The organism is Streptomyces sp. NPDC087845 (assembly GCF_044742755.1).
Taxonomy (GTDB): Bacteria; Actinomycetota; Actinomycetes; order Streptomycetales; family Streptomycetaceae; genus Streptomyces.
The window spans coordinates 113185-122674 of record NZ_JBIUVC010000021.1 but is presented as its reverse complement, the minus strand read 5'-3'; the positions used below and the strand labels follow the sequence as shown (position 1 = coordinate 122674).

At 71.8% G+C, this 9490-nt stretch carries 11 protein-coding genes; 7 read left to right on the top strand and 4 right to left on the bottom strand.

Annotation, left to right across the window (positions count from 1 at the left end):
• Window positions 1-467: 467 nt before the first annotated feature.
• The 4 genes from ACIOMQ_RS35880 to ACIOMQ_RS35865 form a co-directional block, all read right to left on the bottom strand.
• Complete coding sequence (locus ACIOMQ_RS35880) at window positions 468-791, bottom strand: multidrug efflux SMR transporter (RefSeq protein ID WP_362200667.1); 324 nt, start codon at window positions 789-791, stop codon at window positions 468-470.
• Window positions 792-881: 90 nt separating this feature from the next.
• Window positions 882-1898: a ribosome small subunit-dependent GTPase A gene (gene rsgA / locus ACIOMQ_RS35875; RefSeq protein ID WP_362200670.1), complete on the bottom strand. Its 1017-nt coding sequence runs from the start codon at window positions 1896-1898 to the stop codon at window positions 882-884.
• Window positions 1899-1901: 3 nt separating this feature from the next.
• Window positions 1902-3218, bottom strand: a complete 1317-nt coding sequence (gene aroA, locus ACIOMQ_RS35870; RefSeq protein WP_401938274.1) for a 3-phosphoshikimate 1-carboxyvinyltransferase — start codon at window positions 3216-3218, stop codon at window positions 1902-1904.
• Between the two features lie 138 nt (window positions 3219-3356).
• Window positions 3357-4070 (bottom strand): M50 family metallopeptidase, encoded by a 714-nt coding sequence (locus ACIOMQ_RS35865; RefSeq protein WP_362200676.1) that lies wholly within the window; start codon window positions 4068-4070, stop codon window positions 3357-3359.
• 65 nt (window positions 4071-4135) lie between these two features.
• Here ACIOMQ_RS35865 and ACIOMQ_RS35860 point away from each other — a divergent pair, with 65 nt between their 5' ends.
• From ACIOMQ_RS35860 to def, 7 genes are all read left to right on the top strand, one after another.
• On the top strand, window positions 4136-4951 hold the full coding sequence (locus ACIOMQ_RS35860) for an SOS response-associated peptidase (RefSeq protein WP_362200679.1): 816 nt from the start codon (window positions 4136-4138) through the stop codon (window positions 4949-4951).
• Between the two features lie 25 nt (window positions 4952-4976).
• Window positions 4977-5642 (top strand): alpha/beta family hydrolase, encoded by a 666-nt coding sequence (locus ACIOMQ_RS35855; protein ID WP_401261158.1) that lies wholly within the window; start codon window positions 4977-4979, stop codon window positions 5640-5642.
• A gap of 271 nt (window positions 5643-5913) precedes the next feature.
• Window positions 5914-6570, top strand: coding sequence for a sigma-70 family RNA polymerase sigma factor (locus ACIOMQ_RS35850; protein ID WP_189273941.1), 657 nt, complete (start codon window positions 5914-5916; stop codon window positions 6568-6570).
• Window positions 6567-6887: a mycothiol system anti-sigma-R factor gene (rsrA, locus tag ACIOMQ_RS35845; protein WP_362200685.1), complete on the top strand. Its 321-nt coding sequence runs from the start codon at window positions 6567-6569 to the stop codon at window positions 6885-6887. The genes ACIOMQ_RS35850 and rsrA overlap by 4 nt, the downstream gene beginning before the upstream one ends.
• 363 nt (window positions 6888-7250) lie before the next feature.
• The gene (locus ACIOMQ_RS35840; RefSeq protein WP_402191933.1) at window positions 7251-7610 is read left to right on the top strand and encodes a hypothetical protein; all 360 of its coding nucleotides are present in this window, start codon (window positions 7251-7253) and stop codon (window positions 7608-7610) included.
• 91 nt (window positions 7611-7701) lie between these two features.
• Window positions 7702-8694: a hypothetical protein gene (locus tag ACIOMQ_RS35835; protein WP_072483827.1), complete on the top strand. Its 993-nt coding sequence runs from the start codon at window positions 7702-7704 to the stop codon at window positions 8692-8694.
• A gap of 106 nt (window positions 8695-8800) precedes the next feature.
• The gene (gene def, locus ACIOMQ_RS35830; RefSeq protein WP_362200689.1) at window positions 8801-9439 is read left to right on the top strand and encodes a peptide deformylase; all 639 of its coding nucleotides are present in this window, start codon (window positions 8801-8803) and stop codon (window positions 9437-9439) included.
• Window positions 9440-9490 lie beyond the last annotated feature (51 nt).

The window sequence follows — 9490 nt, the reverse complement described above, 5'->3', positions numbered from 1 at the left end:
CTGGGCCGCGTCCGGGGGCGGCGCGGGGGGCGGGGGGGGGGGGGGGCCCCCCCCCCCCCCCCCCCCCCCCCACCCCCCCCCCCCGGCCGGGGGGGGGGGGGGCCCCCCCGGGGGGGGGGCCCCCCCCCCCCACGACCCGGAGGTACTGGCCGCGACCTGCGAGATCGCGCTGCGGCTCGCGCTGAGCTACGCGCTGGTCCCGGCTTCCCCGGAGGCCGGGCGGGGCAGGGAGGGGGAGACGGCGCCGCTGGTGCGCGAGTTGGTGGAGCGGCTCCCGGCCGGATGAACGCCGGTCCCGGCGTGAGCCTGCCGACCTTGGCACAGCCGGCGCCGACCGGGCCGGACGCGCGGTGGCCTGCAGGGCCGGGTACCCGGGCGCAGCCCCGGGCCGTTCTGCTGCCCCTCTTGTCCCGCGGCCGCGGGCCCCTTCCCGCGTGCGGTCGTCACGGAGTGAGTGCGCCGGGCGGTCAGTGGGACGAGCCCGAGAGCTGCAGCCCGATCACCCCGACGATCACCAGGGAGATCGAGACCAGCTTGAGGGTGGAGACCACGTCGTCGAGGAAGACCATGCCGTAGATCGCGGTGCCCGCCGCACCGATGCCGGTCCACACGGCGTAGGCGGGCCCCACGTCGAGTTTCTTCAGCGACAGCGTCAGCAGGCCGAAGCTGCCGAGGGCGAAGACGCAGAACGCGATGGTCGGCCAGAGCCGGGTGAACCCGTGCGAGAGCTTCAGGCAGACGGCGAAGCCGGTCTCCAGGATCCCCGCGACCACGACCAGCAGCCACGCCATCGTCAGTGCCCTCCCACGTCGGTGACCGCCTTGCCCCGATGGGCGTGATTATGCATTTACCGGTCTCATCCGATCGCAAACGTGCCCGGATCAGTCGCCTTCGCGTCGTTCCCGGGTGGAGAGCAACCGCCGCAGCGAGTCCAGTCGCGCCGGATCGGCGTGGCCGTCCGCCACCCAGGCGTCCAGAGCGCATTCCGGTTCATGGCTGTCGTGGGTGCAGCCGCGGGGGCACTCCTCGGTGCCGGGCTCCAGGTCCGGGAACGCGTGGATCACCCGGGACGGATCGATGTGGTTCAGCCCGAAGGAGCGGACGCCGGGGGTGTCGATCACCCAGCCGCGGTAGTCGGGCAGCGGGAGCGCCAGCGCCGATGTGGTGGTGTGCCGGCCACGGCCGGTGACCGCGTTGACGACCCCTGTCGTACGCCGCCGGTCCTTTGGCACGAGTGCGTTGACCAGCGTCGTCTTTCCGACACCGGAGTGCCCGACGAAGGCCGTGACCCGGTCGTGCAGCTGCTCGCGGACCCGCTCGGCCGCGTCGCCGTTCTCCAGCTCCTCGCGGCTGGTGACGATGAACGGGACGCCCAGCGGCGTGTACGCCTCCAGCAGTTTGTCCGGGGAGGCGAGGTCGGACTTGGTGAGGACGAGGAGCGGGGAGAGCCCGCCGTCGTACGCGGCGACGAGACAGCGGTCGATCATCCGCGGCCGGGGTTCCGGATCGGCGAGCGCGGTGACGATCGCCAGCTGGTCGGCGTTGGCGACGACCACCCGCTCGAACGGATCGTCGTCGTCCGCGGTCCGGCGCAGCACCGAGCGGCGCTCACCGATGCGGACGATCCGGGCGAGGGTGTCCTTGTCGCCGGACAGATCGCCGACGAGGGAGACGGTGTCACCCACCACGGCGGCCTTCCGGCCCAGCTCGCGGGCCTTCATCGCCATGACCGTACGGCCGTCGACGAGGCAGGTGAGGCGGCCGCGGTCGACGGTGAGGACCATGCCGTCCTCGGCGTCCTCGTGCTTGGGACGGGTGTGCGTACGAGGCCGGTTGCCCTTCGGGTTGGGGCGGAACCGGATGTCGTCCTCGTCGGGGTTCTTGCCGTAGCGGCGCATCTCTCAGGCCCCGAGCATTCCGGTCCACATCTGCGGGAAGTCCGGCAGGGTCTTGGCGGTTGTCGCCACGTTCTCGATCTCCACTCCGGGGACGGCAAGGCCGATGATCGACCCCGCGGTGGCCATCCGGTGGTCGTCGTACGTATGGAAGGTACCGCCGTGCAGCGGTCGCGGGCGGATGTGGAGCCCGTCGGCGGTCTCGGTGACATCGCCGCCGAGCTCGTTGATCTCCTTGGTGAGCGCGGCGAGCCGGTCCGTCTCGTGCAGCCGCAGATGGGCGACGCCGCTCAGGGTGGACGGGCCGTCGGCGAGGGCCGCGACCGCCGCGATGCCCGGGGTGAGCTCGCCGACCTCGCCGAGGTCGACGTCGATGCCGTGGACACGGCCCGAACCGGTGAAGGTGAGGCCGTGCTCGGTCAGCTCGCAGCTGCCGCCCATCGCGGTGAAGATCTCCCGCAGCGCGTCGCCCGGCTGAGTGGTGCGCTCCGGCCAGTCGGGGATGGTGACCCGGCCGCCGGTGACCAGTGCGGCCGCGAGGAACGGCTGGGCATTGGAGAGATCGGGCTCGATGGTCAGATCGCGGCCGAGCAGGGCGGAGTGGGAGACCCGCCAGACGTTCGGCTCGCCGCCCGTCTCCGGCTCGTCTACCTGGGCGCCGACGGCCCGCAGCATGTCGACGGTCATCCGGATGTGCGGCATCGAGGGGAGCCTGGCGCCGGTGTGGCGCACCTCCACCCCCTGGTTGAAGTGCGGCGCCGACAGCAGCAGCGCCGAGACGAACTGGGAGGACGAGGAGGCGTCGACCGCCACCGCTCCGCCGTCCAGCGCACCGCTGCCGTGCACGGTCATCGGCAGCGAGCCGCGTCCGTCGTCGTCGATCCGGGCGCCGAGCACCCGCAGCGCGTCGATCACGCCGTTCAGCGGGCGCTCGTACGAACGGGGGTCGCCGTCGAAGTGGACCGGGCCGTCGGCGAGGGCCGCGACCGGCGGCAGGAAACGCATGACCGTCCCGGCGTTGCCGACGTCGATCGTGGTCGGGCCGTGCAGTCCGGCCGGGATGACCCGCCAGGCCTCGCCGGAGCCGTCCGGGCCGACGCCTTCCTCGATGCCGACGCCCATCGCGCGCAGCGCCTCGGCCATCAGCAGGGTGTCGCGGGAGCGCAGCGGGCGGCGCAGCCAGCCGGGCTCGGCGGCGAGAGCGGCGAGGACGAGCGCGCGATTGGTGACCGATTTCGATCCGGGCACGGTGACGGTCGCGTCGACGGCTCCACTCGCATGCGGGGCGGGCCAGAGGGCGGGGTGCACGGAACTTTCGGTCATGGATCTCACTTTAGTGGTTCACCGCAAACCCGAATCTCGATCAAACATGACGAAATCGGGGTGTAACGCGATCGTGGTAAGGCGCCGTCGGACCGCTGCCGGCCGTCGCGGGGCCGATGCCGGCGCGACGGCCGGCGCTCACATACCGAGCAGCCAGCGCCCGCCGCCGATCAGCGAGCAGAGCGACACCGCGTGGAAGAGGAACAGCCAGAGTGCGGCCGGCACGTCGGTCAGCCGCGACAACTGGTCCGCGTCCGAGTCCGGCGCACCCCCGTGCCGCCGCTTCGACTGGAGCTCGAAGGCCGGGCGTACGCCGCCGAGCAGCAGGAACCAGACCGCGGTGCAGGCGAACAACGACTGCACCGCGGGCGAGGCCAGCCAGGACACCAGCAGGAAGGCCGATCCGGTGAAGATCACCGCCAGCGCCCCGTACACATTGCGGATCATCACCAGCATCACCGCGAGCAGCGCGGTGGCCAGCCACAGGAACAGCGTGATCCGGCCGGCGACCAGCAGCCATGCCCCGCCCAGGCCCAGCAGCGGCGGGGCGGTGTAGCCCGCCGCCGCGGTCAGGATCATCCCGATGCCGGTCGGCCTGCCGCGGCTGACCGTCAACCCGCTGGTGTCCGAGTGCAGCCGGATGCCGGACAGCTGCCGTCCGGTGCACAGCGCGATCAGCCCGTGGCCGCCCTCGTGCGCGATGGTGACCGCGTTGCGGGTCAGCCGCCATATCGGGTTCGGCACGACGGCGATCAGCGCGAGCGTGCCGGTCACCACCACCAGCCACTGCTCGGGGAGGGGCTGGGTGCCGAAGACGCGGTCCCACAGATTGCCCAGATCGGTGCTGTCCATGGTGCGGGCGGCTCCTTGCGGTATCGGCGTCCTGCCGTCGTGGCGGTCGTGGCAGTCTGGCACTCATGTGCGGACGGTATGCAGCGAGTCGGCGGCCCGAGGACCTGACCGGACTCTTCCGGGTCGAGAAGTGGGAACCGGCGGAGGCCCTGGCGCCCGATTGGAACGTGGCGCCGACCAAGGAGGTCTACGCCGTACTGGAACGTCCATTGAAAGACGCAGACGATCAGCGTCCGGTTCGCCAGTTGCGCGCCCTGAAATGGGGGCTCGTGCCGTCCTGGGCGAAGTCCCCCGAGGGCGCCGCCCGCATGATCAACGCCCGTGCGGAGACCGTCCACGAAAAGCCGTCCTTCCGCCGCCCCTTCCTCTCCCGGCGCTGCATCCTGCCCGCCGACGGCTACTACGAGTGGGTCACCGGCGCGGACGAACGGCAGCTGGAGGAGAAGGGGAAGAAGAAGCGGCCGCGCAAGCAGCCGTACTTCGTGACACCCGCCGACGGATCGGTCTTCGCGATGGCCGGGCTGTACGAGTTCTGGCGCGACCGGACCCTGCCGGACGACCACCCGATGGCCTGGTGGGCGACCTGCTCGGTGATCACGACCGAGGCGGAGACCACCCCGCTCGCCGTCGCCCCCGCCGAGGGCCCGGCCGCGCTCGCCGACATCCACCCCCGGATGCCGCTGATGCTGACCCCGGACCGGTGGGACGCCTGGCTCGACCCGTCGCGCACCGACACCGGGGAACTGCGGGCGCTGCTCGCACCGCCGCCGGGCGGGCTGATGCGGGCGTACCCGGTCGCCACGGCCGTCAGCAACGTCCGCAACAACGGCCCCGAACTGCTGGAGGAACTGGCCGCGCCGGAGGCGGGGACGCTCTTCTGACCGCTCACCGGGAAGGATGGGGCGCGTGACCACCGCAGAGACACACCGCGAGCGCGAGACCGAGACGGTCGACACCGAGGCCGGGCCGGCCAGGATCACCTGGTGCCCGGCGAAGCACACCCGGGGTGCCCGGCTGGTGCTCGCCGTCGGCCATGGCGCGGGCGGCGGCGTCGAGACCCGTGACCTCCGGGCCCTGGCCGCCGCGCTGCCCGCCCACGGGGTGACCGTCGCCCTGGTGGAGCAGCCGTGGCGGGTCGCCGGGAAGAAGGTCGCGCCCGCCCCGAAGACCCTGGACACCGGGTGGCGGGGCCTGTGGCCCGCGCTCACCGCCGCCGGGCTGCCCGTCGTCGCGGGAGGACGCAGCGCCGGGGCGAGGGTGGCCTGCCGGACGGCGGCGGAGCTCGGCGCCCACGCCGTCCTCGCGCTCGCCTTCCCGCTGCACCCACCGGGAAAGCCGGAGAAGTCCCGCGAGGACGAGCTCCTCGGGGCCGGCGTACCCGTACTCGTCGTACAGGGCGGCAACGACCCGTTCGGGCGGCCCGCCGAGTTCCCTCCGGGGGAGTACGAGCTCACCGAGGTGCCGTACGCCGACCACGGGTTCGCCGTACCGAAGAAGTCCGGCCCGACCGAGGACCAGGCGATGGAGTTCCTGACCACCGCTGTGACCGGGTGGCTGTCCGCGCTCGTGTGACGACCCCCGGGAATGTTGAGCCAGGGGCCACTGTTGTGCGTGTCATCGGTACATCAACGTCGTACGTGGAGAGGGAGTCCGTCGCATGGGTTCGACCATCTGCCCGCGCCGCTCGAACGCCGCTGACCTGGAGTGGACGGTGCTGCATGCGGCCAAGACCACTCCCGAGCGAGCGCTGAGCGGATCGGATCGACAGCCCGCCTCCAAGCAAGGTCGACTATTCTCCGATTCGAGCGGGTCCGGTTTCGGCTCCGCCACAGCGTTGGAGGAGGTGGGTCCGGTCACTGGGACCGACACAGGGACCGACGACGGCCGCGCGCAGGAGACGACCGCCGAGCGCAACGCGCGCTTCGAGCGGGACGCTCTCGGTTTCCTCGACCAGATGTACTCGGCCGCGCTGCGCATGACGCGCAACCCCGCGGACGCCGAGGACCTGGTCCAGGAGACGTATGCCAAGGCGTACGGCTCCTTCCACCAGTTCCGCGAGGGCACGAACCTCAAGGCGTGGATGTACCGCATCCTCACCAACACGTTCATCAATTCGTACCGCAAGAAGCAGCGTGAACCTCAGCGCAGCGCCGCCGAAGAGATCGAGGACTGGCAGCTGGCGCGCGCCGAGTCGCACATGTCGACCGGTCTGCGCTCCGCCGAGTCGCAGGCGCTCGACCACCTGCCGGACTCGGATGTGAAGTCCGCTCTGCAGGCGATCCCCGAAGAGTTCCGCATCGCCGTGTATCTCGCCGATGTAGAGGGCTTTGCCTACAAGGAGATCGCGGACATCATGGGGACTCCCATCGGTACGGTGATGTCCCGACTGCACCGGGGCCGCCGCCAGTTGCGCGGCATGCTGGAGGACTACGCCCGTGAGCGCGGGCTCGTCCCGGCCGGTGCCGGAGAGTCGGACGATCGGAAAGGCTCGGGCTCATGAGCTGCGGAGAGCCGCACGAGACGGACTGCTCAGAGGTCCTCGATCATCTGTATGAGTTTCTCGACCACGAGATGCCCGACAGTGACTGCACCAAGTTCGAGGTGCACTTCGAGGAGTGCTCCCCGTGCCTGGAGAAGTACGGTCTGGAACAGGCCGTGAAGAAGCTGGTGAAACGCTGCTGCGGCCAGGACGACGTGCCGAGCGATCTGCGTTCCAAGGTGATGGGCAGGATCGACCTGATCCGCTCGGGGCAGGCGGTGCCCGAGCAGGATGTGACGGCGTCGGAGTCCGGTCAGCCGACCGCCGCCAAGGAATGAGGCCCGGCGGGCGCCACGCGTAGGGGCGCCCCCTCGTATGTGTCCACGTCTCCGGCACATCACCCGAATGCGTCAATCCGGCCGTTGCCCCTCGGCCGCGCACCCAACTCGCCGACGTGGCACCTCCATTGGTCATGGTGCCCGCCACCGTACGGCGCGTCCGGCGGGCCGCGCGGCTCGCCGTCACCGCCTGGGCGGCCTCGTCCGTCCACGGTCTGCTCGGCGGCACCGGCCACGCTCGACGGCATCGGCATCGGCACGCTCGGCGGCCCCGCCCCGGCACCCGCATCCGCATCGGCCTACCTCCCGGCTTCCCATACCCCTTGCTGCCCGGCCTGCGCCGCCGCCCTGGCCTTCGGCCTCGTGCTGGCCGCCCCGGACGGCTCCTCTCCTGGTCGCGGCCGAACGGCCGCCCCGCCCCTCACCGAGCAGCGCCGGATCGCGCTGCTCGGCGGGGCCGGGGTCCGGCGGACCGGGGTGGGCCCCGAGGCCGCGGTCGTGGCGGAACGGCGGGCCGACCCCTACCGTGAGCAGCCGCTGTCCGCCAGGATCGTCGGGGCCGTCCACGCATACGACGACCTCTCCGGGGAAGGTCTCATCGGGCCGCCGGGCGCGCTGGAACGGCTCGGGCCGGGGACCGTCCGCGACTGCCGGCCCGAGGTCGTGGAATCACTGGCCCGGGTCCTGGCCCGGAGCGGTCTGGCCCCTGTCCCGCATGGGTAACCCATGGGTAATGAGCGGGCGTCCGGCCCGGCATGGTTGGATGCGAAGAAGAGCGGAAAACGAGGGTGTCCAGTCGGGACAGGCGGGAATCGTGAGGATCTTCGGGAAGGTACGGCATCGGCCGTCCGCCTCTTGGCGGCAGGCCACGGACCGCGCGTTCACGCTGATCGGCGACGGCCGGTACGAGGACGCGGGCGCGCTGCTGACACGTGCGGCGGACCTGGAACCCTGGCTCTCCGAGTCGTGGTTCAACCTGGCCCTGCTGCACAAGTTCCGGCATGACTGGGAACAGGCGAGAGCCGCCGGCCTGAGGGCCGTCGCGCTGCTCGACAAGGAATCCGGCGCTCCGGACTGGTGGAACGTCGGGATCGCGGCCACGGCGCTGCAGGACTGGCCGCTGGCGCGCCGCGCCTGGCAGGCGTACGGCCTGAAGGTGCCGGGCGCCGGCCAGCACACCTCGGCGGCCAACAGCGAGCCCGTCGGCATGGAGCTGGGCAGCGCCGCGGTACGGCTGTCGCCGGAGGGCGAGGCCGAGGTGGTCTGGGGGCGCAGGCTCGATCCGGCCCGGATGGAGGTGCTCTCCATCCCGCTGCCGTCGTCCGGCCGCCGCTGGGGCGAGGTCGTCCTGCACGACGGGGTGCCGCACGGCGAGCGGGTCACCGCGGCCGGGCCCTCGTACCCCGTCTTCGACGAGATCGAGCTGTGGGCGCCGTCCCCCGTACCCACCTGGGTGGTGCTGCTCGAAGCGGCCACCGAGGCGGACCGGGACGCCCTGGAGCAGCTCGCGTCCGACGCCGGGTTCGCCGCCGAGGACTGGTCGTCGTCCGTGCGGCTGCTCTGCCGGGCCTGCTCGGAGAGCCGGATGGAGAGCGACGAGGGCGACGGCGAGCACCTCGACCCGCACGACCACAGCGAGCCGGGGCATCCGGGCCCGCTGGGCCACCGCACCGCCGGTGAGCTGTGGGTGCCCGAGCGCGAGTGCGGGATAGCGGCACCGGCCGGACTGGTGCGCGGACTGCTGGACGGCTGGGTCGCGGACAGCCCGGACAGCCGCGAGTGGCGGGATCTCGAAGAAGTCTGCTGACCGGTGCCCGTAGGCTGTACGGGCACCGATCGCGGTGCACGGGTGCCCGAGGTCCCGGACCTTTGGATGCCCGGGTTCCAGGTTTTGAGGAAGGCGTACGGCGGACATGGCGCAGCAGGAGACGGACGAGCAGATCATCGTCGACGACGAGGGCTTCGTCGTGGACACGGAGGACTGTGAGGCGCGCGAGACGGCCTGTCGCGAGCGTGGCACCTCCCGTCCGATCACGGTCGTGGGCAACCCGGTGCTGCACAAGGAGTGCCGGGACGTCACCGAGTTCGACGACGAGCTGGGCCGGCTGATCGACGACATGTTCGCGAGCCAGCGGACGGCGGAGGGCGTGGGCCTGGCCGCCAACCAGATCGGCGTCGACCTGAAGGTCTTCGTCTACGACTGCCCGGACGACGACGGCGTGCGGCACGTGGGCGCCGTCTGCAATCCGGTGCTGGAGGAGCTGGCGCCGGAGGACCGGATCCTGGACGACTCCAACGAGGGCTGCCTCTCCGTCCCGACGGCGTACGCCGCGCTGGCCCGCCCGGACTACGCGGTGGTACGCGGACAGGACGCCAAGGGCAACCCGGTCAGGATCCGGGGCAACGGCTACTTCGCCCGCTGCCTCCAGCACGAGACGGACCACCTGTACGGATACCTGTACATCGACCGGCTCTCGAAGCGGGACCGCAAGGACGCGCTGCGGCAGATGGCGGAGAACACGCCGCGCTACGAGGTCGTGCCGAACGACTGAGCGTCCGGGCCACCGGGCGGGCCCGGTCTCCCCTGCGCGGGAGGCCGGGCC

Excerpts from the sequence above, each read along its gene's own strand:
- ACIOMQ_RS35880 (WP_362200667.1), bottom strand. The coding sequence starts at position 791 with ATGGCGTGGCTGCTGGTCGTGGTCGCGGGGATCCTGGAGACCGGCTTC.
- rsgA (WP_362200670.1), bottom strand. The coding sequence starts at position 1,898 with ATGCGCCGCTACGGCAAGAACCCCGACGAGGACGACATCCGGTTCCGC.
- aroA (WP_401938274.1), bottom strand. The coding sequence starts at position 3,218 with ATGACCGAAAGTTCCGTGCACCCCGCCCTCTGGCCCGCCCCGCATGCG.
- ACIOMQ_RS35865 (WP_362200676.1), bottom strand. The coding sequence starts at position 4,070 with ATGGACAGCACCGATCTGGGCAATCTGTGGGACCGCGTCTTCGGCACC.
- ACIOMQ_RS35860 (WP_362200679.1), top strand. The coding sequence starts at position 4,136 with ATGTGCGGACGGTATGCAGCGAGTCGGCGGCCCGAGGACCTGACCGGA.
- rsrA (WP_362200685.1), top strand. The coding sequence starts at position 6,567 with ATGAGCTGCGGAGAGCCGCACGAGACGGACTGCTCAGAGGTCCTCGAT.
- def (WP_362200689.1), top strand. The coding sequence starts at position 8,801 with ATGGCGCAGCAGGAGACGGACGAGCAGATCATCGTCGACGACGAGGGC.